Annotated in this window: 28 protein-coding genes; 12 read left to right on the top strand and 16 right to left on the bottom strand. The window is 63.9% G+C overall.

The annotated features are described in order from the left end of the window. Positions 1-80: 80 nt before the first annotated feature. Complete coding sequence (locus LQG66_RS01850; protein ID WP_231322795.1) at positions 81-1,286, top strand: M20/M25/M40 family metallo-hydrolase; 1,206 nt, start codon at positions 81-83, stop codon at positions 1,284-1,286. A gap of 640 nt (positions 1,287-1,926) precedes the next feature. Here the strand turns inward: LQG66_RS01850 and LQG66_RS01845 are convergent. The 5 genes from LQG66_RS01845 to LQG66_RS01825 form a co-directional block, all read right to left on the bottom strand. Beyond that, a complete protein-coding gene (locus LQG66_RS01845; protein WP_231322793.1) occupies positions 1,927-2,628 on the bottom strand; it encodes a VIT1/CCC1 transporter family protein in 702 nt (233 codons plus the stop codon). After that, positions 2,625-3,029, bottom strand: a complete 405-nt coding sequence (locus tag LQG66_RS01840; protein WP_231322791.1) for an OsmC family protein — start codon at positions 3,027-3,029, stop codon at positions 2,625-2,627. Before LQG66_RS01840 ends, LQG66_RS01845 begins: the two co-directional genes overlap by 4 nt. Positions 3,030-3,119: 90 nt before the next feature. Next, positions 3,120-3,686, bottom strand: a complete 567-nt coding sequence (locus LQG66_RS01835; RefSeq protein WP_231322789.1) for a cytochrome b — start codon at positions 3,684-3,686, stop codon at positions 3,120-3,122. A gap of 201 nt (positions 3,687-3,887) precedes the next feature. Next, positions 3,888-4,748, bottom strand: coding sequence for a sigma-70 family RNA polymerase sigma factor (locus LQG66_RS01830; protein ID WP_231322787.1), 861 nt, complete (start codon positions 4,746-4,748; stop codon positions 3,888-3,890). 44 nt (positions 4,749-4,792) lie between these two features. Beyond that, positions 4,793-5,551 (bottom strand): SDR family oxidoreductase, encoded by a 759-nt coding sequence (locus tag LQG66_RS01825; protein ID WP_231322784.1) that lies wholly within the window; start codon positions 5,549-5,551, stop codon positions 4,793-4,795. Positions 5,552-5,758: 207 nt separating this feature from the next. Here LQG66_RS01825 and LQG66_RS01820 point away from each other — a divergent pair, with 207 nt between their 5' ends. Then, positions 5,759-6,328, top strand: coding sequence for a GNAT family N-acetyltransferase (locus LQG66_RS01820; protein ID WP_425601281.1), 570 nt, complete (start codon positions 5,759-5,761; stop codon positions 6,326-6,328). Between the two features lie 206 nt (positions 6,329-6,534). Here the strand turns inward: LQG66_RS01820 and LQG66_RS01815 are convergent, their stop codons facing one another. The 4 genes from LQG66_RS01815 to pcaB all read right to left on the bottom strand — a co-directional run bounded on the left by LQG66_RS01815 (position 6,535) and on the right by pcaB (position 11,036). Further along, entirely contained in the window at positions 6,535-6,993 is a 459-nt protein-coding gene (locus tag LQG66_RS01815; protein ID WP_231322778.1) for an RbsD/FucU family protein, read from the bottom strand. A gap of 207 nt (positions 6,994-7,200) precedes the next feature. After that, a complete protein-coding gene (locus LQG66_RS01810; protein ID WP_231322776.1) occupies positions 7,201-7,536 on the bottom strand; it encodes a hypothetical protein in 336 nt (111 codons plus the stop codon). Between the two features lie 727 nt (positions 7,537-8,263). After that, positions 8,264-9,550: a cation:dicarboxylate symporter family transporter gene (locus LQG66_RS01805; RefSeq protein WP_231322774.1), complete on the bottom strand. Its 1,287-nt coding sequence runs from the start codon at positions 9,548-9,550 to the stop codon at positions 8,264-8,266. A gap of 112 nt (positions 9,551-9,662) precedes the next feature. Next, entirely contained in the window at positions 9,663-11,036 is a 1,374-nt protein-coding gene (gene pcaB / locus LQG66_RS01800) for a 3-carboxy-cis,cis-muconate cycloisomerase (protein ID WP_231322771.1), read from the bottom strand. Between the two features lie 115 nt (positions 11,037-11,151). Here pcaB and LQG66_RS01795 point away from each other — a divergent pair, with 115 nt between their 5' ends. The 3 genes from LQG66_RS01795 to LQG66_RS01785 all read left to right on the top strand — a co-directional run bounded on the left by LQG66_RS01795 (position 11,152) and on the right by LQG66_RS01785 (position 13,272). Then, the gene (locus LQG66_RS01795) at positions 11,152-11,886 is read left to right on the top strand and encodes a GntR family transcriptional regulator (RefSeq protein ID WP_231322769.1); all 735 of its coding nucleotides are present in this window, start codon (positions 11,152-11,154) and stop codon (positions 11,884-11,886) included. Positions 11,887-12,398: 512 nt separating this feature from the next. After that, positions 12,399-12,776, top strand: coding sequence for a hypothetical protein (locus LQG66_RS01790; RefSeq protein WP_231322767.1), 378 nt, complete (start codon positions 12,399-12,401; stop codon positions 12,774-12,776). Positions 12,777-12,942: 166 nt separating this feature from the next. Continuing rightward, on the top strand, positions 12,943-13,272 hold the full coding sequence (locus LQG66_RS01785; protein ID WP_231322765.1) for a tRNA-specific adenosine deaminase: 330 nt from the start codon (positions 12,943-12,945) through the stop codon (positions 13,270-13,272). A gap of 35 nt (positions 13,273-13,307) precedes the next feature. On the opposite strand, the gene LQG66_RS01780 is transcribed toward LQG66_RS01785, so the two are convergent. Together LQG66_RS01780 and LQG66_RS01775 are read right to left on the bottom strand one after the other, a co-directional pair. Further along, entirely contained in the window at positions 13,308-13,703 is a 396-nt protein-coding gene (locus LQG66_RS01780) for a VOC family protein (RefSeq protein ID WP_231322763.1), read from the bottom strand. Between the two features lie 2 nt (positions 13,704-13,705). Beyond that, positions 13,706-14,137: a tautomerase family protein gene (locus tag LQG66_RS01775; RefSeq protein WP_231322760.1), complete on the bottom strand. Its 432-nt coding sequence runs from the start codon at positions 14,135-14,137 to the stop codon at positions 13,706-13,708. 119 nt (positions 14,138-14,256) lie between these two features. Here LQG66_RS01775 and LQG66_RS01770 point away from each other — a divergent pair, with 119 nt between their 5' ends. Further along, entirely contained in the window at positions 14,257-14,865 is a 609-nt protein-coding gene (locus LQG66_RS01770) for a TetR/AcrR family transcriptional regulator (RefSeq protein ID WP_231322758.1), read from the top strand. A gap of 162 nt (positions 14,866-15,027) precedes the next feature. Here the strand turns inward: LQG66_RS01770 and LQG66_RS01765 are convergent, their stop codons facing one another. Further along, entirely contained in the window at positions 15,028-15,918 is an 891-nt protein-coding gene (locus LQG66_RS01765; protein ID WP_231322756.1) for a LysR family transcriptional regulator, read from the bottom strand. Positions 15,919-16,191: 273 nt separating this feature from the next. Here LQG66_RS01765 and LQG66_RS01760 point away from each other — a divergent pair, with 273 nt between their 5' ends. The 4 genes from LQG66_RS01760 (at position 16,192) to LQG66_RS01745 (ending at position 18,782) form a co-directional block, all read left to right on the top strand. Continuing rightward, entirely contained in the window at positions 16,192-16,926 is a 735-nt protein-coding gene (locus LQG66_RS01760; protein WP_231322754.1) for an SDR family NAD(P)-dependent oxidoreductase, read from the top strand. A 30-nt stretch (positions 16,927-16,956) separates the two neighbouring features. After that, the gene (locus tag LQG66_RS01755; RefSeq protein ID WP_231322752.1) at positions 16,957-17,367 is read left to right on the top strand and encodes a nuclear transport factor 2 family protein; all 411 of its coding nucleotides are present in this window, start codon (positions 16,957-16,959) and stop codon (positions 17,365-17,367) included. A gap of 80 nt (positions 17,368-17,447) precedes the next feature. Next, entirely contained in the window at positions 17,448-18,041 is a 594-nt protein-coding gene (locus LQG66_RS01750) for a malonic semialdehyde reductase (RefSeq protein ID WP_231327663.1), read from the top strand. Between the two features lie 108 nt (positions 18,042-18,149). Continuing rightward, entirely contained in the window at positions 18,150-18,782 is a 633-nt protein-coding gene (locus LQG66_RS01745) for a class I SAM-dependent methyltransferase (protein WP_231322750.1), read from the top strand. 285 nt (positions 18,783-19,067) lie between these two features. Here the strand turns inward: LQG66_RS01745 and LQG66_RS37375 are convergent, their stop codons facing one another. The 4 genes from LQG66_RS37375 to LQG66_RS01730 all read right to left on the bottom strand — a co-directional run bounded on the left by LQG66_RS37375 (position 19,068) and on the right by LQG66_RS01730 (position 22,628). Beyond that, complete coding sequence (locus LQG66_RS37375; protein WP_425601322.1) at positions 19,068-19,520, bottom strand: type II toxin-antitoxin system RelE/ParE family toxin; 453 nt, start codon at positions 19,518-19,520, stop codon at positions 19,068-19,070. A 31-nt stretch (positions 19,521-19,551) separates the two neighbouring features. Then, positions 19,552-19,842 (bottom strand): ribbon-helix-helix domain-containing protein, encoded by a 291-nt coding sequence (locus LQG66_RS01740; protein WP_231322747.1) that lies wholly within the window; start codon positions 19,840-19,842, stop codon positions 19,552-19,554. 541 nt (positions 19,843-20,383) lie between these two features. Further along, the gene (locus LQG66_RS01735; protein WP_231322744.1) at positions 20,384-21,559 is read right to left on the bottom strand and encodes a Gfo/Idh/MocA family protein; all 1,176 of its coding nucleotides are present in this window, start codon (positions 21,557-21,559) and stop codon (positions 20,384-20,386) included. 13 nt (positions 21,560-21,572) lie between these two features. Further along, positions 21,573-22,628, bottom strand: a complete 1,056-nt coding sequence (locus LQG66_RS01730; protein WP_231322742.1) for a sugar phosphate isomerase/epimerase family protein — start codon at positions 22,626-22,628, stop codon at positions 21,573-21,575. A 1,314-nt stretch (positions 22,629-23,942) separates the two neighbouring features. On the opposite strand from LQG66_RS01730, the gene LQG66_RS01725 reads away from it, so the two are divergent. Next, the gene (locus tag LQG66_RS01725) at positions 23,943-24,917 is read left to right on the top strand and encodes a helix-turn-helix transcriptional regulator (RefSeq protein ID WP_231322740.1); all 975 of its coding nucleotides are present in this window, start codon (positions 23,943-23,945) and stop codon (positions 24,915-24,917) included. 54 nt (positions 24,918-24,971) lie between these two features. Continuing rightward, positions 24,972-25,889 (top strand): oxidoreductase, encoded by a 918-nt coding sequence (locus LQG66_RS01720; protein WP_345778931.1) that lies wholly within the window; start codon positions 24,972-24,974, stop codon positions 25,887-25,889. The last annotated feature ends 96 nt before the right edge of the window (positions 25,890-25,985 follow it).

The following is a 25,985-nucleotide window of genomic DNA, read 5'->3' as shown; positions in this document are numbered from 1 at the left end:
CAGATCCGCCGGCCGCCCCCCTTGCGCCACGGGGCGCCGCGAAAGATGCTCTGCGCCTCGCTCATCGAAGGGATTCGTTCATGACTGTCGACGCTGATGCCGCCACCGACCGCCTCATGCGTTTCCTCGCGGTCGAGGGCGTCAGCGGACAGGAGAAAGCGATCGGGCGCGAGATCGCGGCGGCGCTGAGGGACGGCGGCGTGCCGGCCAAGGCGATCCGCCTCGACGACGCCAACAGCCGCATCCCGCTGCCGACCGAAACCGGCAACCTCATCGTCGACCTGCCCGGCCGCGGCACGATGCACAACCAGCCGCGGATCATGTTCATGACCCACATGGACACGGTGCCGCTGTGCGCCGGCGCGCAGCCGAAGATCTCGGGCCGCAAGATCGTCAACGCCGCGAAGACCGCGCTCGGCGGCGATAACCGCTGCGGCTGCGGCATTCTCGTGACACTCGCGGCCGAGCTGATCCGCGAGAAGCTCGATCATCCGCCGATCACGCTCTTGTTCTGCGTGCGCGAGGAGACCGGGCTGTGGGGCGCGCGGCACGTCAAGACCGACGACCTCGGCGCACCAGTCATGGCCTTCAACTTCGACGGCAGCTCCGCCTCCGGCGTCACCATCGGCGCGGTCGGCGCCGATCGCTGGCAGGTCGAGATCCTCGGCCGCGCCTCGCATGCCGGCGTCGCGCCGGAGCGCGGCATCAGCGCGACCATGATCCTGGCGCTCGCGCTCGCCGACGTGAAGGCCGGCGGCTGGTTCGGCAAGGTGGTGAAGGGCAAGGGCAAGGACGCCAAACTCGGCACCAGCAATGTCGGCCCCGTCACCGGCGGCGAGGGCCGCCCCGCAGGCGACGCCACCAATGTCGTCACCGACTACATCCACGTGCGCGGCGAGAGCCGTAGCCACGATGCAAAATTCGTCAGGGAGATCACGAAGGCATACAAGGCGGCGTTCGAGAAGGCCGCCAAGCAGGTCACCAACAGCGACGGCAAGGCGGGCCGCATCAAGTTCAAGGCCGAGACCGACTACCATCCGTTCCGCATGAAGGAGAGCCTGCCCGTGGTCAAGCGCGCGGTCGCGGCGGTGTCCGATGTCGGCGGAGCCCCGACCATCCGCGCCAGCAATGGCGGGCTGGATGCGAACTGGATGGTCCGCCACGGTGTACCGACCGTGACCTTCGGAACGGGTCAGAACGAGCCCCACACGATCGACGAATGGATCAATCGCGACGAGTACGAGCGCGCCTGCGCGCTGGCGCTGCGGCTCGCGACGATGCGGTGAGCGGCAATCCAGATCAAGACGCGTGTCCGAGCCGGCGACCGGCGGTGGTCGCCCTCCCTCGGTCCAGCGGCCACCGTTTCACCCGGCGCACGCACCGTAGAACTACTGGTCTGAGCTGTTTGGACCAGACGTCGTCCGTCACGCCGGCGCATCGTGCGGATTATCGGCACCCCCTCTTACCGATAGACGGCACCTCCGGTCACGAGCATTGACGGTGCTCTGCTCGGCACGCTTCGGACGTCTGAGAGATCGGATTTTGGCAATGTCGATGGGGTCAACTGACCAGCTTCAACTTAGCAAAACACCGCCCGTCGCCGACGACGCTCCGCATCTCCGCTGCGACCAATGCGGCTCAGACATGACCCATCTCGGCGACCTGCCCTCCCTGATGGGGGCAACGGCAAAGCGCGTCTTTCGCTGCTATCGCTGCAACCGGGTCGCCTCCGCACCCTGGTAAGCCGTCTCGACGCAGGCGCGTCCGCCGCGATACAGGCGGGCGGCGCGCCTTCGCCGGTCCGGGCATTTTGTGCACTGTCACCGTAACTACGTCGCAGCTCACGAGTGTCAGCCGCGGTGGAGGCGGACTGTCCGCGGTCAGGACTTTCACGTACTGGCACCGTCACGCCAGCGTTGCCACGCTTCAAACGACCGCCCCAAACAACTTTCCGATGCCCGCGGTGAGGCCGAGGGCGAAGGCTCCCCAAAATGTGACGCGAACGGTGGCGCGCGGAATGTTCGCCCCGCCTGCCTTTGCGCCGATCGCCCCCAGCACCGCAAGAAAGGCGAGCGAAGCCGCGGAAACGATCGGGACCAGCGCGTTGGCAGGTGACACGACGACCATCAGCAAGGGCATGGCGGCCCCCACTGAAAACATCACGGCCGAGGTCAGGGCAGCCTGGATCGGCCGCGCTGCCGTGATCTCCGAGATTCCCAATTCGTCGCGCGCATGAGCCGTCAACGCGTCTTTCGCCATCAACTGCTCGGCCACCTGTCGCGCAAGGGATTGATCGACACCTCGCTTGACGTAGATATCGGCAAGCTCGTCGCGCTCAAATGCGGGGTTGTCGCTCAGCTCCTTGCGTTCGCGTGCAAGGTCGGCCTGCTCGGTATCCGACTGAGAGCTGACCGAGACATATTCACCGGCGGCCATCGACATCGCTCCGGCGACCAATCCCGCGACGCCCGCGATCAGGACGTCGTTTCGTGTCGCGGCGGCCGCAGCAACACCGACGATCAGGCTCGCAGTCGAAATGATTCCGTCATTGGCGCCGAGAACGGCCGCCCTTAGCCATCCGATTCTCGCCACCAGATGGTTTTCGGGATGGGCGCGAAGGCGGCTCATGTCCTTCTCCTGATCACGCCCTGGAGCTTCGTCGCGGCCGCCACGGTGTTGGAGATCGTCCCATACTTCCTGACATTCTGATGAAGCAGCTCCAGCCGGCGGTCATCTTCATCGGTGTCGACGATCAGCTCGTAGTCGATCGACGCCATCATCGGCGGGCTGTCCTGACGGACGCCGATCAACCGCACGTCGACACCGCGAAGATCGAACTTGAGCATCGGCGTCACGCGCTCGATTCCCTTGATCATGCAGGCGGCAACCGCCGCGAGAAGAAGCTCGGCCGGATTGAACGCATCCCGCCGTCCCTTGATATCGGTATCGAGCACCACGGTCGCATCCTTGCAGTCTGCGACGCTTTCATGCGCGTCGATCCGTCGGGCGCTGACGCGATATTCCAACATTGGTGAGTCTCCCGGCCGTGTTTCCCTGGGGATTGGCAATCCGAACCACGAGCGGTGCGATGCGTCATCCCTGCAGGCGTGCCGCTTCCTCTAATTGTCCGAGTGAGGCAACATGCGAAGCAGCGTCCGGTCCCGGAAGATCCAGTGATGAATCAGCGCGGCAGCCGCATGCATTGCGGCTACGATGACGAGGGCGTGGGCGAGAATTTCATGCACTTCCTTGACGTTGTGAGCAAACGCGCGGTCCTTGGGCCAAGGCGACGCGATCTCGGCGATGCCAAACAGCGGCAAGGCATCACCGCGCGCAAACTGCAGCACGATTCCCACGACGGGCACGGCAAAGAGCAGCGCATAGAGGGCGTAGTGCGCGAAACGCGCGGCCGGATCCTGCCACTTTCCCATCCATGTGGCGAATTCGGTCGCCTCGGGCGGCGGAGATGGATCGGCCAGCCGCCATGCCAGGCGCACCACCAGAAGCGCGAGGATCGCGATCCCAGCCGTCACGTGGATGAACAGGCCGGACTCACGCGGTGCGCCCTTGGGCAGCGCGTCGCCGAACACACCAAGCGCCCAGGCGGCGGCCACGAGAACGACCGTCAGCCAATGCAGCGCCTGCGGGATCGCGCCGTAGTTCCTCGTCGAGTTGAAGAGCTGCATCTCGAATCCCTCTCGCTAGAATATGGTCCTGACGCGCCCCTCCCCCGTTGATATGAATCAAGCCCTTGTCGGCCTGCGCCCCTTCGCATTGTGCGACGGTGTAGCCCCCCATCGTCCCACGCGGTGGTCGCGCGCGACGCCGACCACGCTGGCTGCGCGCGGAGGCAAGACGCGCGGCGCGGCCCGGCCCTCGCGCAGTGCTCAGACCGGCGGGACGAGCGCCAGCTCTGCGTCGGCGATGACATAGCGGACGTAGCGGTAGTCGCGGATGAAGCTGATCTTGCCGTCGCGCCAGCTGAGCCACATGATGTAGCTGGGCTTCGGATCGCCCTGGCGTTCAAACACGGCGATGACTTCCCGGCCCTCGAGCCAGGCAGGCGCCAGCCAGAGGCCGTCAATGCCGGCGTAGATGCTGAAGAACATCCCGACATCGGCCGAGCCGACGCGGACGGGATGGGCGGACTGGTGCAGTTTGACGTCATGCGCCAGCAGCGCGCGCAGCCCGTCCCAATCACGCTGGTTGAACAGGCTCACATAGCGCGCCACCGCATCGGACACGGGTCTCGCCGCCGGCTGCGCATCGGCAACGGCGTTGATCTCGGAGAGCCGCGCCCGAGCGCGGGCGAGATGTGCCTTCACCGAGTCCACCGTCAGGCCGAGCAGAGCCGCGATGTCGGCGAGCGGCTCATCGAGCACGTCCTTCAGGATGAGAACGCTGCGCTGAGGGATCGGAAGCTCCGTGAAGCGCGACACCGCCGTCCTGATCGCCTCGTCGCGCATCATCACCTCCACGGCATCCGGTGCGGCGGCGTCGGCGACGTCGTCAGCCGCCTCGATCGGTTCGGCCGCACGGATCGCACGGCCGCGCAGCAGGTCCAGCGCCCGGTTATGCGCGACCCGGAACAGCCAGGCGCGCAGCATCGCGAGGTCCCGCATCTCGTCCACGGCGACGAGCGCCTTCGTCAGGGTGTCCTGCACGACGTCCTCGCCGTCGATCACCGAGCCCATCAGGCGCGCGCAATAGCGATGAAGCTCGGGCCGTAGCTGCTCTGCGAGAGCCATGAGCTCGGCCCTGCGCGCGCCGTGCGAAGCATGTCCGCCGTCACTCAAGCCGCCGCTCCTTCCATCACCGTCACGCCATCGTCGCCGTTGAGACCGAACACGACGCCGTCGGCGAAACGCGGGTCCTCCAGCACCGCGACCACGCGATCGCCGAACGCCCGTGGCGGCATCGGCGCGCCGAAGCGGGCGACGAACGCTTCCGGCGTGATGCCTATGGACCCGGCATAAGCGCCCGCGGCCGTATCCCCCACTCCCGTGCCGAGGATCATCATGCGCGGCACGATCGCCTGGAAGCGGATGCCGAGCCTGGTCTCCTGCGACACGCCATTGGCGTATTTCGCCATGAACCAGAGCATGCGTTTGGCGCCCCCGTAGCCGCCAGACATCTGTGAGCCCGTCACCGCCGCGCCGCTCGATCCGACCAGGACGCGGCTTCCCGGCTTGAGCGGGAGCTTGAGCGCCGCCTGGATCCAATACAAGCCGGCCTTGACGTCCGTCTCCCAGGCCGCGGAAAAGTCCGTCCAGCTCAGCTGATCCAGCCGGCCCATCCGCGGCGTCGTGCCGGCATTCAGCACAAGGATGTCCGGGCGGATGTCCCCGACGATGCGCTGCGCGGCGGCCTCGTCGGTGACATCGGCCGCAACCGTGGCCACGCCCAGACGGGCGGCGACGGCGTTCAGCGCCTCGGTTCCGCGCGCGACCACGGTCACCCTCGCGCCGTGATGGACCAGGGCCTCCACCAGTCCCAGGCCGAGACCGCGGCTTCCGCCGGTGACGACGACACTCTTGTCTTGCAGGCTCATGATGATGCTCCACTCTCCAGATGAGGTGAAGACGATCGAGCCGGGGCAAAAGAGTCAGGCGGCCGGTGCGATGGATCGGTCAGGTGAGGACCGCGGCGCCTGAGGCTCAGAGCATGAGGTGAAGGTTGCGGCCCCCGCCGCCCCCTCATCAATCGCGCATGTCAGACGTCGGTAAGCTTGGCCACGTTCATATCGCCGGACGGATGCATGGCCTTGAAGCAAGGAGAGTCCTTGGCGCACGACATCGGAGACAATTGCGTGACCCTCCAGGTCGCGGACAAGCGGGATCTGCCGGGCTTCAAGAGGGAATTGCAGGAGGCATTTTCGGCCGCCGTGATCGACGCGGTCGGCTCGGTCCCGGACCAATCGATCCCCTCCGGCGACGATGTCGAGGAGTCATTCAGCGCGCCGGGCGCCGCGACCTATCATGTCCTCCTGGACGGGATACGCGTCGGCGGAGCCGTCCTGACCATTGATCCGGTCTCGCATCGCAACTCGCTCGATCTGTTCTACATCTCGATCAGGCAGCATGGCCGCGGCGTCGGGCAACGGGCCTGGCAGGCGATCGAAGCGCGATATCCCGAAACGAAGGTCTGGCAAACCTTCACGCCGTATTTCGAGAAGCGCAACATTCACTTCTACGTCAACAAATGCGGCTTCAAGATCGTCGAATACTACAACGCCCACAACCCGCTTCCGCACCGGCCTGCGCCGGAGGGCATGCCCGACGACGGCGATTTCTTCCGGTTCGAGAAGATCATGCGGGACGAGCGTTGAGCCGAGCGCCGCATGGGCAGATCAATCTGCTCTTCGCGACGCCCGTTGGGCCTCGGCGGGCGCTCGCTCCACGCGACGCGTTGCGGCACTGGTGGCGCCTCCCCTCTAGGAAGCTGCTCGGCCAAGGCCCGCGCAAAGCTACGAACATGGACCGTGACCAGTCGGCGCATGTCGTCAGGATCTGCAGCCACGGCCGACATCCATGATTACTGCGCGTCATCCGGCGCGATGACGCCCTTGCTGAAGATAAAACAGCCGTAGAAGCGGCGCTCGCCGGTCGCGATCACGCAATAGGCGCTCCTCGCCATCTCATAGAACGCGTAGCGCTCGACGCCGACCAGCGGCCACGACTTGCCTTCGGCGCGGTCGATCACCGCCTGGACCTCCTGCTGCACCGGCGTCACCTCCTCCGGCTTCCCGACGACCTCCATCCTGACAGCGGCATCGTCGATGAAGCTGTCGAGCGGCAGCACCGACAGCACCGCCTGGACGGCGCGCGCCGCGCTCACATTGTCGATGCGCAAGAGCTCGCCGAACACGGTCTGCCGCGCGATCGCGTCCGCCGGAAAATTGGTGTCGCAGATCACCAGCCGGTCGCCATGCCCCATCGCACTGAGCGCATAGAGCACGTCGGCATTGAGCAACGGATCGAGGTTCTTGAGCATGGTCTCTCCCTGAAGCATCGTTTGCATGATTGGTCTGCCTGCCCTGCTCTTTCGGCCGGGTCGGCGTGGGCATTCAATTTGATGGTGCGATAGTCTCTGCTGCCGATCCAGACATTTGCACCTGTGCGGTCACGTTTACGGCGGCGCCGCAAACGGATCGCGCACGGCAACACCCAGCGGCTCGAGCGACCGGAGCGACAATCCGCTTCATTGCGCGTCACCAACCAGGCGAAGATCCATCCTGCCGATCAGGTCCGAGCGAACCGTCTCAGCGGTGGCCATTGCCGCCATTGTCTGTCGCAATGTGCTGACGTTCGATCCGAGTGAAACGGTGCCGCCGAGCACCGCAGCAATCGCACCGAGGGCGACGACAGCATTAGACCCGAGCAGGCCCAGCACCGCGCCGAGCAGCAATCCGGCGCCGACATAGATCACGACCTTCGAGACCAGGATGATCTTCCGACACCGCTCGGCCATTCCGGCAAGCTCCTCGAGCCGCGCCTCGATCCGGGATATTTGTTCGCTCCAGTCGTCCTCATCCATCAGACCAACTGTTCTCCATGACGTTTCGCGCCATCGCATGTGGCCGGCGTCCGCGCAACCTGGATGGTCATGGCGTCGGGCACGATTCGACGAGCTCGGCGCCGCAATGATCGCGCCCCAGCATGTCGCAGGTCCGCCAATTGCGCCAGCTTTCTTGCGCGGCCGGTCCCGATGATCCCAAACGCGCAGCCTGCCAAAGCCGCCGCATGACGTTCGCCGCGCCCTGCCCCTTCGGCAGGTCGCGCTCAGATCCAAGACCCCGCAAACGCGACAAAACGCCACGCAACCTCGCCTACTCACACGCGATCATCTCGCGGACGAATAAGGCCTTGATTCCCCCGTTCGACGTCAATCCCGAAGAAACCCGCGAACGCGCATCCTGGTCTCCGGGCTCTGCATGAGCGTCCAGATGCCTTCGATTTCGGCCTGGGCGCCTCGCGCCAGATCGTGTCGCGGCGGCCTGCGTCCAAGGTCTGATGAACGCGCGCGCCGTGCGTTGGACCAAGCGCATCGTGCCGCCCCTCGCCGATCCCGTTCCGCATCTCTGCTGCGACCAATGCGGCACGGACATGACCCACCTCGGCGACCTTCCCTACCTGAGGGGCTCAGCGGCGACATGCGTCTTCCGCTGCTACCCTTGCAACCGGATCGTTTCGACACGGTGGTGACGTGCCGGACTGACGCGGCTCACGCCAGCCGCTGGAGTTAGCAAGCGCATAGAACCGCGTCAGGCCATCTCCTCGCGTACGGTCCGCGCCAGCACGGACTCATCGAACTCGCCGCAGATCTTCGCAGTCACGATCGTGGCGATGCTGTTGCCGATCACGTTGGTGGTCGCGATCGCGATCGACATGAAACGGTAGACACCGAACAGCACGGCCAGACCTTCGAGCGGCAGGACGCCGGTGGCAGCCACGGTCGCCGCGAACACCACGAAGCTGCCGCCGGAGACGGTTGCAGCGCCCTTCGAGGTGAGCAGCATGATGGCGAGAATGCCGAGCTGCTGGCTGAAGTCGAGCGGCACGTTGTAGGCATGGGCCAGGAACAGAATGCCCATCGACATGTAGATCGACGTGCCGTCGAGATTGAAGGCATAGCCGGTCGGCAGCACCAGCCCGACGCTCTGCTTCGAGCAGCCATAGGTCGGCAGCTTCTCCAGCAACCGCGGCAGCACGCTCTCGGACGACGCGGTGCCGAGCACGATGAAGATCTCGTCCTTGATGAAGGCGAGGAAGCTAAAGAGGTTGATGCGGAACATCGCGCAGATGCCGCCGAGCACCACGACGATGAAGGCGATGACGACCGCGTAGAAGCTGAGCACGAGATAGATCAGCGACAGCAGCACCGCGGTCCCGCTCGAGCCGACCGCAAAGGCGACCGCACCGAAGGTGCCGATCGGCGCAACCCACATGATCAGGTGGATGAACTCGAAGAAGGCGTCCGAGATGGCGTTGAGCCCGCGCTCGATCGGAAGCCGCTTGCTCTCCTTCAGATGCAGCAGCGCCGCGCCGAAGATCAGGGCGATCACGAGAACCTGCAGCAGCTCGCCCCTTGCGAAGGCGCCGATGAAGTTGTCGGGAAAGATGTTGAGGATGAACTCCAGCGTCGAATGCGGCGCGCCTGCGGCCGAAGGCGGCTTGACGCCGGATGCCGCTGTGGTCGCCGACATGCCCTGGCCGATGCCGAGCAGGTTGCCGGCAACGAGGCCGAAGCCGAGCGCGATCGACGACACGATCTCGAAATAGAGCATCGCGACCAGGCCGACCTTGCCGATCCGCTTGAAGTCGCCGGCCGACACGACGCCGACGACGACGCAGAGAAACACCAAGGGCGCCACCGCGGTCTTGATCAGCCGCAGGAAGATGTCGCCGAGGATCTTGAGCTGGGCGGCAAAGGATGGAAACAGCAATCCGACCAGCGTGCCGAGGATCATGGCGATGACGACCTGGACGCCGAGATTCTTCCACAGCGCCTTTCTCGCCGGCGCCGAAGCCGACGCGACAGCAACAGACATTCCAACCTCCCTTTTCGAATTTGGCCATGACTCTGCCGTTCCCGGTTTTGGGCCGGGCCAGACAGCTTCGATGCGGCAGACGCGAGCGCTTGATCGCGCTCGTTCTTGATTGTCAGCCTCGGCGCTTGTCCGCGTCGAGCACGCGGTCGACCATCGCCGGCGCGAGGCCGAGATAGTTGCGGGGTGACGTCAGGCGATCGATCGTGGCGCGATCGATGCGGCCGGCCACCTCCGGATTTGCGGCAAGCGCGTCAGCGAGCGTGCCGCCCTTTTCGTTGACGACGCGGCAGGCGTCATAGACGACGTCATGCGCCTGCTGCCGTCCGATCTGCGGGGCCAGGCCCATCATGACCGCCTCGGCCACGATCAGGCCGCGGCTGATGTCGAGATTGTCGGCCATCCGCTTCTCGTCGACGATCAGGCCGCCAAGGGCGAACTTCGCCTGGTGCAGCGCGCCGGCGGTGAGCACGAAGCTCTCGGGGATCGCCATCCATTCGGCGTGCCACGGGCCCGTGGCGCGCTCGAAATCCTGAACCATCGCGTCGAGCATCAGGCCGGCATGCTGACGCACGCCCTTGCAGGCTGCGAGCATCAGCTCGGAGGAGATCGGATTGCGCTTCTGCGGCATGGTCGAGGAGGCGCCGCGGCCTTTGACGAAGGGCTCATAGACCTCGGCGAACTCGGTCGAGGCCATGATCATGATATCCAGCGCGATCTTGCCGAGCGAGCCGGTGACCAGGCCGAAGAAATTCACGACTTCCGCAAGGCCGTCGCGCGCGACGTGCCAGGTCGAGACGGGAACGCCGAGCCCGAGCTCCTCGCAGAGCGCGGCCTGCACCTCGAAACCCTTGTCGCCGAGCGATGCGAGCGTGCCGGCGGCGCCGGCGAATTCGCCGACGAGAACGCGCGGCTTGAGCTGCGCCAGGCGCTCGGCGTGGCGATCGAACATCGCGAGCCAGATCGCGGTCTTGTAGCCGAAGGTCACGGGTAGCGCCTGCTGCAGATGGGTGCGGCCGGCCATCGGGGTGTCGCGATATCTCCGCGACAGGTCGGCCAGGATGCGCCTGAGCTCGGCGATATCGGCTTCGATGATCTCCAGTCCGGCGCGGACCTGCAGGATCACCGCGGTGTCCATGATGTCCTGCGTGGTCGCGCCCCAATGCACGTAGCGGCCGGCGTCGCCGCACTGCTTCACCATCTGGTGGACCAGCGGCAGGATCGGGTAGCCGACGATATCGGTCTCCTGGCGCAGCAGGTCGAGATCGAACGCGGCGACGTCCGTCAGCCGCGCGATGTCCTCCGCGGCCTGTTGCGGGATGACGCCGCAGCGCGCCTCGGCTTTGGCGAGCGCGATCTCGACCTCGACGTAGCAGGAGATCAGCGCATGATCGGAGAACACCGCGCGCATGCGCGGCGTGCCGAAGGCGTCGCGAAACAGGAAAGAATCGAAGACGGTGGTGGCTGCGAGAGGAGCCGATCGGTCCATGGCGTGTTCCTCGTGCCGGATCTCATGTCCGGACATAATCCCTCGTAAATTATGTCCGGACATGAAGTCAAGGGGCTGGTAACGTCATGGCCGGATTTGTTTGGGCGGACGATTCATGAGCGAAACGCGCTATGCCCAGGTCGCGCGCGACTTGGCGGAGGGAATTGCCAACGGGCGCTTTCCCGTTGGCTCGGTGCTGCCGACGGAATTCGAGCTGTGCGACCATTATGGCGCCAGCCGCCACACGGTGCGCGCCGCCATCAAGGAGTTGCAGGACCTTGGTCTGGTCTCCCGCAAGAAGAAGCTCGGGACTCGCGTCGAAGCCTCGACGCCGGCGCAAGGCGGCTATCGGCCGTCACTGACCTCGGTCGCGGATCTCGTCCAGTTCGGCGCCGCGCACACCCGCGTGGTGCAGGACATGGCCGACCTCGTCGCCGACCGCCCCCTGGCGAAGATGCTCGGTTGCGCGGTGGGCCGGCGCTGGCTGCGCATCTCCAGCCTCCGCCTCGACGGGGACGAAGGGTCGGCGCCGATCGGCTGGACGGATGTGTATGTCGATGCCGCCTATGCGAGTCTGCGCGATAGCGTGCGCACGACGCCGGACGTGCTGATCAGCGACCTCATCGAGGCGCGCTTCGGCCGCCGCGCCGCCGAAATCCGCCAGGACATCGAACCCGTGCTGATCCCCGACGATCTCGCGCAACCGCTTCGGGTCGACCGAGGAACGGCAGGGCTGCGGATCATCAGGCATTATCTCGACAGCGCCGGCGCCTGCTTCGAGACGTCCGTCAGCATCCATCCCGCCGGCCGCTTCATGATGTCGATGCGGCTGAAGCGCGAACGGGAATGACTCCAAGATCAGCCACAGCACGCCGCAAGCGATAAGTCCGCGACAAACTGGCACGACGGGCAGTTGGCACATGCGCGCCATGCAAGGATTGCCCGTCGGGCAGCTCGGGATGACGCGAGCTCATCGGGTCACAGCGGCCAGTATCATCGACGTCCTTCAAACGTCTTCAGTTATTGGAATGCACCTTCACCGTTATGAGTTGGCTCCGGCGTGGGGCTGCTGGTCGGCAAAGGAGGAGCCGCTCCCCTCCTCCGCAGGCCCAGCGGCACTGTTCCGATCGCATTGAAGTTCGGGCGGGGCCGGAACTCCAAAGGGGAGCAGCGGTTCTATTGCGGTGGACCTGACATTCGCTTTGGGACCCCTGCTGGCTCCTCAAGCGAGGTCAGATCCAGAACCGCAATTGATCATCCGTTTGCCGGAATTCTTCGGCTCTGACGTTCGTCAACAGTTCTCGGCAGAGCCGGACACCGAAGACATCCGCCGATCACGGCGCACTTCACTGGAGGCCTGACATGTCGACCCAAAAAGCTCTGCTCGGCCGCACGGCCGTCATCGCTTCATTGACCGCACTCGCGATCGGCGCCTTGACCCCGACCAGTGCCGACGCTCGGAATGGGCGCTGGCACGGCGGCGGCAGCGCGGCGGTCGGCGCGGCGCTTGCGGCGGGTGCCATCGGCACCGGTCTTGCGATCGCCGCAAGCCGTAACGCCTATGATTATTATGATGGTCCGGTCTATGGCGGTCCGGCCTATTACGAAGCTCCGTCCTATTACGGAGCGAACCCCTATGCCTATGGCTATTATCGCAAAGGCGAATACCCCTATCAGGTCTATGGCGGCGAAAGCCCGAACGCGGTTTGCGCGCAAGGAACTACCTGGAATTGCCGCTGAGGGGCCGCTTCTGATTGAAACCTCGGCGCGGCACCGGGCAAGTTCTCGCGGCGCTCGCCCGGCGCAGCGACCCCCTCTCTGCCCTCGCGATGGATCCCGTAGCCCGCCATGAGCGCAGCGACATGCGGGACCGGTCTCTGAGCGTCTCATCCCTATCCAGGCGAGGATGACTCATCGCCCCTCGCCGCCACCGCTTGCGCGGCGCAGCCTGCCAGGCACCGCCATCGTCGTCAGCCTCATACGCCACAATCCGGATTTCATCGTGCCGGACCTGAAAACCGACGAACATTTCATGCAGAAGGCGATCAAGGTCGCAACGCAAGATGGCGCAGATCCGGCGCTGTCGCCGATCGGCTGCGTGATCGTATTGGGCTCCGACATCATCGCAGCCGATCGAAATCACGTCGCCGACAAGCATGACGCCACGGCCCACGCAGAGATCGAGGCCGTCCGAACGGCCGGACGCGGCTTCGACGCACCTCGTGCTGTCAATTAATGCAGCGTCACCCTCATTCACCGATGTCGAAAGCGTCACGCAACGCAATCCAGCATCCATTGCACGCCGAACCGGTCGGTGAGCTTGCCGAAGTAGCTCCCCCAAGGTTGATCTGCGAGCGGCGTGGTTATCCGGCCGCCATCAGCCAAACGGACAAACAGCCTATCGGTGCTGTCGCGATCATCCATGATCAGCATATGGGCAGAACCTCGCATCGGCTCGGCATCGTGATTGTCCGAAGCGAAGAACAGGATACCCGGCCCTTCGAAGCGCGCGTGCATCACCTTGCCCTGCATGACTTCGGTGACGACGGGTATGCCATGGGCGCCGTGGCGCACGAGTTCGGTGACCCGGCCGAGCCCACATTTCGTATAAAAGGCAAGCGCTTCTTCGCACTGCGTGGTGAAGAACAGATAATTGGCAAGCCGCATGTTCAACTCCGTTGCGCTGACGTGCCTGTGATGGCGCCAATGAGATCGGCGTTGCTGTAGCTTCGCCCGGCGATCCCCCACGCCCCGTCCGGGGCATAGACGATGTTTGACCAGATGCGCTCGCGTGTGAGCCGTCCTCCGGCAGCCTTTTCGACGATATCTGTCGCCTTTTCGATGAAGGCCTTCTTCGCCTCGGGCGTTGCCAGCGCGATCTCTGGCAGCTTGAGTTCGACAAACGCCGCAGCGATCGGCTTTCCGGCGGCACGCACGTGGTCCTTCGGGAGGACGTTGATCGAGCCGATGACGTTCGGGGTCATGAAGGCATTGCCGGTCAGGCCGGAGACCTCCAGAAGGGCGTCCGTCAGTTCGTCAAAGGCGCGTACCTGCTCTTCGGATGAGAGCAGGCCCTCGGGCAGTGTGAGCGTGATGGGCATGGGTCTCTCCTTGTTTGAATCGCGACGGTGATTCATATACGTTGATCACTCTTTATCGATACACGCCGATCGCTCTCTTAGCAAGAGATAAAGAGCGATTCCTCTCTATGGAAGTGACCATGCGCTACAGCACTGAACACAAACAGGAAACCCGTGCGCGCGTCGTCGCAGCCGCCGGACAGGTGTTTCGCGAGGAAGGCTATGGGGGCGCCAGCATCGATGCGCTGACGAAGGCGGCTGGGGTTACCAACGGCGCATTCTACGGACACTTCAAATCCAAGAGCGAAGCCTTCCGCACCGCCGTCCTGTCGGGGCTGGAAGAACTGCGTCAGGGGATCGCGGCACTCAAGGCGGATCGGCCAGGAGACTGGCTGAAGGCTTTCGTCGGCTATTACCTCGGCTACAAGCGAACCTGCGAACTTGGTGAGAGCTGTACCTTGCCGAGCCTGTCCCCCGACGTGATGCGCGCGGACAACGAAACGCGAGCCGCCTATACCGTGGAATTGAAGCGCCTCATCGCGGAAGTCGCCGCCGGCCTGCCGGAGAATGAAGCGCCGGGCCGAGCCGACAGCTCACGAGAGGACCAAGCGATCCTGCTTCTCGCCATGCTCAGTGGCGGCGTCACGCTATCCCGCGCCGTTTCCGACGCAACGCTGTCCGAACGCATCGCACACCTCGTCGCGCAGGCCGCCCTTTCTGGAACGCAGCAGGGTAGGAAGCGGGCCTGAGCTTGGGCTGTCGTACTTCGACGATAAGGACCACGACTCTCAGATTAAGAGTTCGAAGCGTCACGAAGCTCGTTCTGCTCGGCGACAATGCCGATGACGCCTACGCTAGCCTGACCGCCCTGTACAAGCGATTGACCACGACCGCCGGCGACCTGCCGCGCGTCAGTCGTGCGATACGGACAGCCCCGCGAGAAGCGGCGCGTACGCGGCGAGCCTGCGGGATACGAACTCCGTGAAGAGCCGCACGCGCTTGGTCTTGCGTGTCTCCCCCTGCGTGAGAAGCCAGAGCGTTCCGTACATGTGCAGGTCGGTGCCCGGCACCCTCACCAGCAGGGGGTCGGCGTCTCCGACGAAGCACGGCAGCGTCGTCATCCCGATCCCTCGCCTTGCTGCAACGATCTGCGCCTCGCCGTCCGTGGTCCTGAACGGAACCCCCGTGGCGCTGACCTCGCGGACCCAGTCCGGGATTCCATGACTGCTGATGACGATCCACCGGGTGGGATCAGGCGCGCCCGCACGCGACGCTGCCAGTCGATCGCGGGACATGTAGACGCCGCCGAACACCTCCGGTCCCTTCAGGCCGTGAAGATTGAGCGGCAGGGTTTTGCGGTCGTAGACGACGCGGATAGCCACATCAGCGTCTCGGTTGGTCAGATTTGCCAGCTCGCCGGACGACAGGATTTCCATCTCGATGTCCGGATGCAGACGCGCGAAATCGGCGAAGTCCGGCATCAGCAGGTGTGTCGCGACGGTCGGTGCCAGTGTCACCCGCAGAAGCCCGCGCACACTCTGGTCGCGGCCGAAGACCCGCGTCTCCAGCTGGTGCGACGACGCTTCCATCTGGTCCGCGAGCTCGAGAACCTCCTCGCCTGCAGCCGTCAGGCGGTAGCCCGAAGGCAGCTTCTCGAACATCTGCGCCCCCAGGCGCTCCTCGAGCTGAGCAATACGTCGCAGTACGGTCGCGTGATTCACCCCGAGGCGCCCGGCGGCGGCCCGCACCGAGCCTCCGCGCGCGACGGCGAGAAAATAGCGAACGTCATCCCAGTCGATCATGGTGCATTCCCGCGCCGCGCAGTGCTCCTTCCGGAACCCGTATCTCCCGCATCGTACGGCAGTACGGCGGTCATCATAGCTTATTTCAACGAGCGCGGCCCAATTCCGAACGGCGGACACCGATCGTCACGGCTGGCGTCAGTCGTCCGGCCGGATCGATTTTGCACCACCGATGTGCGCGCTTCCGCACTCAACGCCTGACGCCGGCGGACCCATCTCGAGGGTCTCGGGGGACCTCCCCGAACGACCAAAGACGGTGTCTGAAAGGAAGTCATGGGAAAGCTTGAGGGTAAGGTTGCAGTCATCACGGGTGGATCGAGCGGCATGGCGCTGGCGAGCGCCAAGCGGTTCGTCGAAGAAGGCGCCTACGTTTTCATAACGGGCCGGAGGCAGGAGGCGCTCGATAAGGCCGTCAAGCTGATTGGCCGGAACGTGACCGCCGTGCGCGGCGACGCGGCCAATCTCGACGACCTCGACCGCCTGTTCGATACGGTCAAGCGGGTCAAGGGCAAGATCGACATCCTGTACGCGAGCGCCGGCACCGGCGAAGCCGTCCCACTGGGCGAAATTACCGAGCAGCATTTCGATGCGACCTTCAGCCTGAATGCGCGGGGCACGCTGTTTACGGTGCAGAAGGCGTTGCCGCTGTTCAACGATGGCGGATCGATCTTCATGACCGGGTCGGTTGCTTCGATCAAAGGTTTTCCTGGTTACAGCGTGTATGCGGCGAGCAAGGCTACGCTGCACGCATTCGCACGCGGTTGGCTCAACGAACTGAAGGGCAGGAATATCCGGGTGAACGTGCTGCACCCGGGGCCGATCGCCACACCGATGCAGGACCAGGTTCTCACCGAGGAGGCGAAGCAGATGTTCGAATCCCTGATCCCGCGGGGAAAGATGGGTCGTCCTGAGGAAATTGCGGCGGCCGCGCTGTTTCTTGCTTCAGACGATTCGAGCTTCGTGAATGGAGTGGAGCTGTCTGTCGACGGCGGCTTCTCGGCGATCTGAATTCGCGCCGAACGAAAAAGGAGAGATACGATGAGCACCGAAGAGAATGTCCAGCTTGTGAAGAATTTCTTTGCAGCCATGGGCAGCAGCAACGCGCGCGATCTGCTGGCGTTGGCTGCCGAAGATATCGAGTGGATCATTCCGGGCGAAGGCTGGCCGCTGGCAGGCACGCACCGCGGGCACGCGGAGTTGGCGGCTGTGCTCAAGAAGGCGTCCGAAGAGGTGGAAACGCAATACCCGAAGCCCCCCGAATTCATGGCGCAGGGAGACCGGGTTATGGTCGTCGGCGTCGCTACGGGAAAAATCAAAGCCACGAATAGGCCGTTCAAGGACGAGTGGGTCTTCGACATTACCGTTCGAGACGGCAAAGTCGCCCACATCCAGGAGTACATCGACACGCAAGCGCTGGCGCGGGCCTCGCAGATCGACGCAAGGACCTAGTCAAGTTCGACGTGTGAATCGTGATCGCATGACACGATGTTGTGCCGACCAACATCCATTTCCTGAAAGCGCTCCCACCTATGACTTCCGCTTCAAACGATCAGTCGCTTGATCAGATCTTTCGCTCCGCTCGCACCCCCAACGGATGGGCAGATCGTCCTATAGGGGACAATCTGGTACGAGAGATCTATGACCTCCTGAAATGGGGCCCGACATCTGCGAACAGCAGCCCCGCGCGGTTTGTCTGGGTGCGTAGCCCTGATGGAAAGGCAACGCTCGCCGGGCTTGCTGCGGAACCGAATAAGCCGAAGATTCTGAAGGCTCCTGTCACGGTCATTATCGGCCACGATTTGGATTTCGCCGGCGAGTTGCCCAAGCTTTTGCCTCACGCTGCCGAGGTCATGCAGAAATACTTTGCGGCACCAGACGTGGCCGAGGTGACGGCAATGCGAAACGGAACGCTGCAGGGCGCTTACCTCATCGTCGCTGCGCGGGCGTTGGGACTGGACTGCGGGCCCATGTCCGGCTTCGACAACGCTGGCGTGGATAAGGCGTTCTTCTCAGGCATGCGGGTTCGGTCGAACTTCATCTGCAGCATTGGGTACGGCGATCCAGCTTCCGTGTTTCCGCGCAATCCCCGCCTTAGTTTTGAGGAGGCCGGTCGCTGGGCCTAGGCCCGCCCATCTGCGGCCATCAGGTTCGGGGTCGGCGGTGAATGAGCCGTGGATCGCCCCCTCGCCCGCCGCGCGCTCGTCGAATGCCCAACCGTAAAGGAGATCCCGATGTACGACCAATCCAAGCTATCCGAGTTGATCCGTTTCGCACGCATAGATGCGGGCTCCACCGTCATCGACGTTTACCCAGGCGATGGCGACTGGACCCGTCTCTTCTCCAGCATCGTGGGACCCGACGGATGCGTTTACAGCTTCGTGCCGGCCGAAGTCGCCCACTTCAAGAACGATCCGGTCGGCCGCATGCGGACGCTTGCGAAGGAGCCGGGCCGAGAGAATGTCGAAGCCGTCTCGGCGGACCTCGTGGCGATGCCGGAGGCCACGCAAGCAGCGGATATCCTGTGGCTGCACCTGTTCTACCACGACCTCCACACCGCGCTGATCCAGGCCAAGGGCGCGACCGCGGCCCTCTTCAATCGAGCTGTCTACGAGCGGCTGAAGCCCGGTGGGTCCTACGTCATCGTCGACCACGCCGCCGCCGTCGGGGCGGGCACGAGCGACGCCCAGTCGCTGCATCGGATCGAGCCCGCATCCGTTCGCACGGAGGTGGAGGCGGCCGGCTTCGTCCTGGACGCGGAAAGCACCCTGCTCGCGAACAAGGACGATCCGCACGGGATCAAGGCGTTCGATCCCTCGATCAAGGGCAAGACCGATCGCTTCGCCTATCGGTTCGTGAAACCCTGACACCACACCGATCGGCTCGCACTGGACTGCGCGTGGGCCGTCCGCGTCCTCACGACGGCTCAGGTGCATTTGCTTGACGTGTCAAACAGCGAAGGCGTGAAGTCGCGATCTCGCGGCGCGATGCGCCCGAGTTTTGGATCAGTTCGGCCCTCGTCTCTTGAAGAGAGGGCGCAGGGAAGGCCGGGTATCGACTGATACCCGCGGTCCGCGTGCAGCAAAAAAGCACGCGGCAGAACCACAGGTTCAGCCCAATATCCGGCCTTCCCTGCGCGACGGTTTGACGGGTTATAGGCGCTCTCCCCCGGGGATCGGCTGTCTTGCCCCCGTCGCCGGCGGATCATCATCACCGCCGACTTGGCGCCAGCACCGGGATGCCAGGACCACACGATTTCGCCGTCGCATCGCTCCGTTCGTCGGCCAGGCTGTGACACCCGGCTGCAGAGCAACGCGCCCATCGCTTCCCCAACTCGACGCTCGTGACGATCGCGAAACGTCCCTCTTCAGCGAGCCGGGATAACAGGAAATGTGGATGTGATTTGCCCGACGGTGCAAGTGATTAGTTTGCGACAAACTGGCACGACGGGCCGTCGGCGTGCGCATGGATGGCCTGATATCGGAGCGGCGGACGCCCATTCGTGGCTGCGATCTCAAGAGCTCGACTCTCGTCTCGATACGATCGAGATAGCGTTCGGCGGCGGCCGGCTGCTCTAGCCCGATCAGCAGATAGATATCGATCAGATCGGCCCGCGCCTAATTGGACCAGATCAGCTCAATCGGCATGGCCGGAGGCTTTCTTCGCCCCCTTCAACCGGTCGCGAGCCTCCTTGCGCAACTGCTTCATGTCGACCTTGCCGGCAGAGCCGCTGGCAACGCCCTCGTCCCATGCCTGCCGCAAACGCCTGATGTCTTCCTGCCGCAACTCGCGCTTCAACTGCCAGTCACGCACCGCCTCCCGGACGATCTCGCTCGTGGTGGCATATTCGCCGGACTCGACGGCCGTCTTGAGAGCCGAGACCTGCTCATTGGTCAGCGCAACGCTCAGCTTTTCGACAGATGCCATCGGATCGCTCCACGACTGGGGAGCATAAATTGCCACTATTTGCTAACGCGGCCAACACCTGCCGGCATGGCTGGCCCTAGGCCATGGCCAAGGCAATCCCGGGTCGCGATGCCGGAACAATCCTTGGAGATCCAGCCTGTCGCCGACGACGGTCAATTGAAGGTGCGATCAGGATGTCAGGACATGAGACGGCCTCTGCTCACCACCGCGATCCTCCTGGGAGCCGTCGCCATTCCGCCCCCGAGGCGCGCGTCGCCGCTCGACGACGCCCAGCTTCTTGGCTGGACTGCGACGCTATTAGCTCAGCGTATGATGGCAGGTCGCGATCTACTGCCGCGGGGACCACAAGGCGCCGTATCACGGCCACCTCGCGCAGCACCAAAATCGTGCGCGAGACTGGATCGCCTGCGTGCAGGACGTTGTCCAGCTTATTGCCAAGCATCGGATTCAGGTCTGTCGGCCGCAGATCGGAGGCGAGGCGTCCGGTCGTGCGGACGCCTTCAGGATCAGACGCAGGCAGGCATTCGCGTTTCATCGCGGCTCACCTCATGCGAACCCACACGCCTTTGGCGGCCGAGGATTTCACTGCGGCATCGATGAACTTCACCCCCGCGAGGCCATCCTCGACGGTCGGGAACAGGACGTCAGCATCGGGCTTCACGCCGGCTCTCGCCGCGTGGATGGCGCGCGCGGCCTCGGCATAGATCGTCGCGAAGCCTTCGAGGTAGCCCTCGGGGTGGCCCGAGGGAACGCGGGTGACGCGGGCCGCATCGCCGATGGCGCCGGCGCCGCCGCGGGTCAGGAGCTGTTTGGGCCGGCCATGCGGCGTGAACCAGAGCTGGTTCGGATTCTCCTGCGCCCATTCGAGTCCGCCCTTGCTGCCGTAGACTCGCAGCGTGAGGGCATTCTCATTGCCGACCGCGACCTGGCTCGCCCATAGCATGCCCTTGGCGCCGCCCTTCCACTTGAGCAGGATCTGGACATCGTCATCGAGGCGCCGTCCCGCGACGAAGGTCGAGAGCTCGGCGAGCAGCTCGTCGAGCTCGAGCCCGCTGACGAAGCAGGCAAGATTGTAGGCATGCGTGCCGATGTCGCCGATGCAGCCGCCGGCGCCGGAGCGGGCCGGATCCGTGCGCCACGCCGCCTGCTTGTGGTCGCTTGCCTCCAGCCGCTCGGTCAGCCAGTCCTGAAGATATTCGGCCTGCACCAGCCGGATCTCGCCGAGCTCGCCGTTTGCAACCATGGCCCTGGCCTGTCGCACCATGGGATAGCCGGTGTAGTTGTGCGTCACCACGAACACCCTGCCCGTCGTCCTCACCAGCGCCACCAGCTCTTCGGCTTCGGCCACGGTCGTCGTCAGCGGCTTGTCGCAGATGACGTGGATTCCCGCCTGGAGGAAAGCCTTCGCGACCGGAGCGTGCATGTGGTTTGGCGTGACGATCGCGACCGCCTCGATGCCGTCCGTCCGCGCAGCTTCGGCCTTCGCCATCTCTTCGAAGGAGCCATAGGCGCGATCGGAGGCCAAGCCGAGCTCCTTCGCCGAGGCCTTGGCGCGGATCGGATCGGATGCCAGCGCACCGGCCACCAGCTCGAACTGGTCATCGATGCGTGCGGCAATACGGTGGACCGCGCCGATGAAGGCGCCCTGCCCGCCTCCGACCATTCCCAGCCGGATACGGTCATGTCGACCGGCTGCACTGCTTGCCTCGATCGCCATTTTCGTTCTCCGCTCAGGACAGGCCCAGCATCTTGCGGTTGGCCATGTCGTCTGCGCCCGAGCCCGCGAAATCGTCGAACGCCTTCTCGGTCACCCGAATGATGTGGCTCTTGATGAACTCTGCGCCCTCCTGCGCGCCCTGCTCCGGATGCTTGAGCGCACACTCCCATTCGAGCACCGCCCAGCTCGCGTAGTCATACTGCGTCAGCTTCGAGAAGATCGCGCCGAAATCGACCTGGCCGTCGCCCAGCGAGCGGAAGCGGCCGGCGCGGTCGACCCAGCTCTGAAACCCGCCATAGACGCCCTGGCGCCCGGTCGGATTGAACTCGGCGTCCTTGACGTGGAAGGCCTTGATCCGCTCGTGATAGATGTCGATGTAGGCGAGGTAGTCGAGCTGCTGCAGCACGAAGTGCGAGGGATCGTAGAGCAGATTTGCGCGCCTGTGGTTGTTCACCCGCTGCAGGAACATCTCGTAGGAGACGCCGTCGTGCAGGTCCTCGCCCGGGTGGATCTCATAGGCGAGATCGACCCCGTTCTCCTCCGCATGGTCGAGGATCGGCAGCCAGCGCCTTGCGAGTTCGTCGAACGCGGCCTCGATCAGGCCAGGCGGACGCTGCGGCCACGGATAGATGTAGGGCCAGGCCAGCGCGCCGGAGAAGGTCGCGTGCGCGGTGAGCCCGAGACGCCTGGACGCCACGATCGCGCGCTTGACCTGGTCGACAGCCCAGCTCGTGCGCGCACTCGGATTGCCGCGCACCTCCGGCGCGGCGAAACCGTCGAAGGCCGCATCATAGGCCGGGTGAACGGCGACGAGCTGGCCCTGCAGATGGGTCGAGAGCTCGGTAATACCTAGTCCATGGCGCGCCGCGATCCCCTTGATCTCGTCAGCGTAGTCCTGCGATTCCGAGGCCTTGTGGAGGTCGAACAGCCTGCCATCCCAGGTCGGGATCTGGACTCCCTCGTAACCGAGCGAGGCCGCCCATCCGCAGATCGAATCGAACGAGTTGAACGGCACCGCATCCGCGGCGAACTGGGCCAGGAAGATGCCCGGTCCCTTGATCATCCTCATCGCATGCTCCCTCTTCCGTGGACTTGCTCGTTGGACGCGCTCACCGGGCCCGGTTTGCGCCGAGCCTTCTGCGTTTCTTCCCTCGGGTATCTTACTCGGACCGTCGGACCAGACCACCGGAATTTGCACCTCCGCCCGCAAGGCCATCGTCTCGACGCCTGACGGTCGCGGCCGGCCGCAATCGCCACGGGCGAGGTGATGGTCAACAGGCTTTCTCCGTCGTCGCACGCTGTTGCGGTCCTGATGCGTCGACGGACATCGCCACGGACCCTCTCTCCACGTTCCAAACAGCAGGCATGACTGAGCCATCTCGCGGCGGCCTGCGCCCGAGTTGTGCCATCAGTCGACCTCTTCGTCGAAGAAGAGGCGCAGGGAAGACCGGGTATCGACTGATACCCGCGGTCCGCGTGCAACAAAAAGCACGCGGCAGAACCACAGGTTCAGCCCAATATCCGGCCTTCCCTGCGCGACGGTCTGTCGACTTATACGCGCTCTCCCCGGGGACCGGCTGTCTTGCCCCCGTCACCAGCGGATCATCATCACCGCCGACTTGGCATCAGCACCGGGATGATGCCAGGACCACACGATTTCGCCGTCGCATCACTCCGTTCGTCGGCCCGGCTGTGACACCCGGCTGCAGAGCAACGCGCCCATCGCTGTCCAACTCGACGCTCGTGACGATCGCGAAACGTCCCTCTTCAGCGAGCCGGGATGCGCCGAAATGTGGAGGTGATTTTCCCGACGCCGCAAGTGATGAGTTTGCGACAAACTGGCACGACGGGCAGATGGTCAGTCGCACGGCGAACGCGTGTCAGTGAGTGACCTCGCCTCTCTCGTCATCGTCATGGCCGTGCGCGTCACGGCCATCCACGTCGTCGTCATCACGAATAAGGATTATGGATTCCCACGCCTCCATCATGGCCCCGAGGGGCCGCCTCGATACAGGGGACGAGTAAAACGGGCTCGGTATCAACCTCAGCTGCGGTGGCATCGATCCTTAACGCCTCGCCTTTCTCAACGCTTCGCACACCCGCCAGCACCTTATGGCCACGGCGAGCCAATTCGCGGGCTGCGCCCTTACGAGGCCTGAGGTGGCACCAGAAATCAGGATGGTCTTTGACATTTGGGTTCCTTTCGGGTCGCGCCTGAAAAGAACTTGCCCGCACCACGTCACACTTGCATTCTCGGAATATGCCAAAATTCTATCACAACGCGCCAAATCGTCGGAAGCGTCTAGCGAGCATACCTGTGCCGTGCTTGTGATTATGCGCCATACGAAAAAGGCGAACAATTATGACGACACGACTCTACCCCATGGCCAAGTCCCTCAAGCAGCTGTCCAAGCTTCTGAATTTTTCTGCTGAGCAGGCTCTTCGCCGCGCTGGGCTACCGACGGATCTCCTCCTTAATGAAGGTAAAGGACTGACTCCGTCTCAGACGTTCGATCTGTGGACGGCTATTGGCGTGGAGGTCGACAGACATGATCTGCCCTTGCATCTCGCTCGGCTGTTCGCCCATGCCCCCTTCACCCCTGCGATGTTCTCGTTCTCCTCGTCACCTGACGTCCGCACCGGCTTCCAGCGCCTCTCGCTGTTCAAGCCATTGATGGGGCCCATGCGGATCGACGTGACAGAGGACGCCGGCGGCCTGCACCTTGCGATTGGTTCGGTCGATCCAATGACGCCAGCGCCAGCCCAATTTGTCTGGTTCGAGGCCCTCTACTTGCTGGAATGCATGCGGTGCTACACCGCCGAGATGATCAGGCCACTAAAGGTGCGGTTGCCCGAGTTGAAGAATGCCGGGTCCGAGACGATCGACTTCCTTGCGTGTGATCCGGAGATTGGCCCAAACGCCAGTCTCACCATCGCGGCGGAGCATGCCGGTCTTCCGCTGATCACCGACAACTCCGAGGCGTGGCCCGCTTTCGAGAGGCAACTGCGCAAGGAGATGGAAGAACGCACCGGCGATATTCCGACGACGATACGAGCCAAGCGCGCGCTGCACGAGATGCTACCGGCGGGGGATGCCAGTATCGAAGCCATGTGTAAACGCCTGGCCATGTCGAAGCGAACCCTGCAGCGCGAGCTCAAGGAGGAAGGCGAAACCTTCCAGACCGTGTTAGCCTCGACACGTTCGGAACTCGCCCGACAGTATCTCGCGCAAGACAACCTCAGCGTCGAAGAGGTCAGTTATCTCCTGGCCTATAAGGAGCCGAACTCGTTCTATCGAGCCTTCCATGGGTGGACGGGCCTGACCCCAGCTGAAGCGCGCAGGATGCAGGCACATTAACACCCACCACGCCGCTGTAAGGCGGATAACGGATTGGCATCTTTAGATAGATGATTGGCGCGATGCGATTTTGAAAGGGTCGGAGAAAACCGCCAGATTGATCTCCATCAGCAAGGGCATCCGCCCGAAACTCTGGAGATTAAAATGGCAAACGCAAAGCAAGTCGCCCTGGTCACCGGCGCATCGTCGGGCATGGGCAAGGTCATAGCTGAAAGGCTGATCAAGGACGGCATGACGGTCATCGTCGCCGCCCGTCGTCTGGAGCAGATGAACGGGCTCAAGGATCAGGGCGCCTACCCGATCGAACTGGACGTCTCGGATGAGGCCAGCCGGCTCGCGGCAGTCACCGCGGTCACCGAGAGCTTCGGCGGGGTCGATCTTTTGATCAACAATGCCGGCTTCGGGCTCTATGGCTCCGTCGAAGATGTGCCGCTCGCCGATGCCCGTTACCAGTTCGAAGTCAACGTGTTCGGGGCTGCCGCGCTGATTCAGCTGCTGGTTCCCTACATGCGGCAGAAGCGCGCCGGAAAGATCATCAACATCACTTCGATGGGCGGCAAGATCTATACGCCCCTCGGCGCCTGGTACCACGCCTCCAAACACGCGCTTGAGGGCCTCTCCGACAGCCTTCGCCTGGAACTGCAGCAATTCGGTATCGACGTTGTTGTGGTGGAACCAGGCATCATCCAGACCAACTTCGGCAATGTCGTTGAAGGACCGATGATGAAGTTCTCCGGCAAGACGGCTTATGGCCCACTGGCGGCGAAAGTCGCCAAGGCCACTGCCAACAGCTATCGCGAGGGCGGCGGCTCCTCGCCCCAGGTCATTGCCGATGTGGTGTCAAAGGCTGTCGCGGCCCGCAAGCCAAAGACCCGCTATTCGGCAGGTCGATATGCCAAGCTGATGATGGGCATTCGCAAATGGCTCGGCGACCGCGCTTTCGACCGGCTGGTGATGGCCACCGTTCGCTGAGCCCAGCCAAGCCATCTTTGCACGTCTAGACCGCGCCAAGTCCGCATCATCCTCGGACTTCCCCCAAACCGGTATCTGCCCGGCCGCGCTCCGGCA

It is taken from the genome of Bradyrhizobium ontarionense (genome assembly GCF_021088345.1).
Classification (GTDB): Bacteria; Pseudomonadota; Alphaproteobacteria; order Rhizobiales; family Xanthobacteraceae; genus Bradyrhizobium; species Bradyrhizobium ontarionense.
This window is presented reverse-complemented; position numbering and strand designations above follow the sequence as displayed.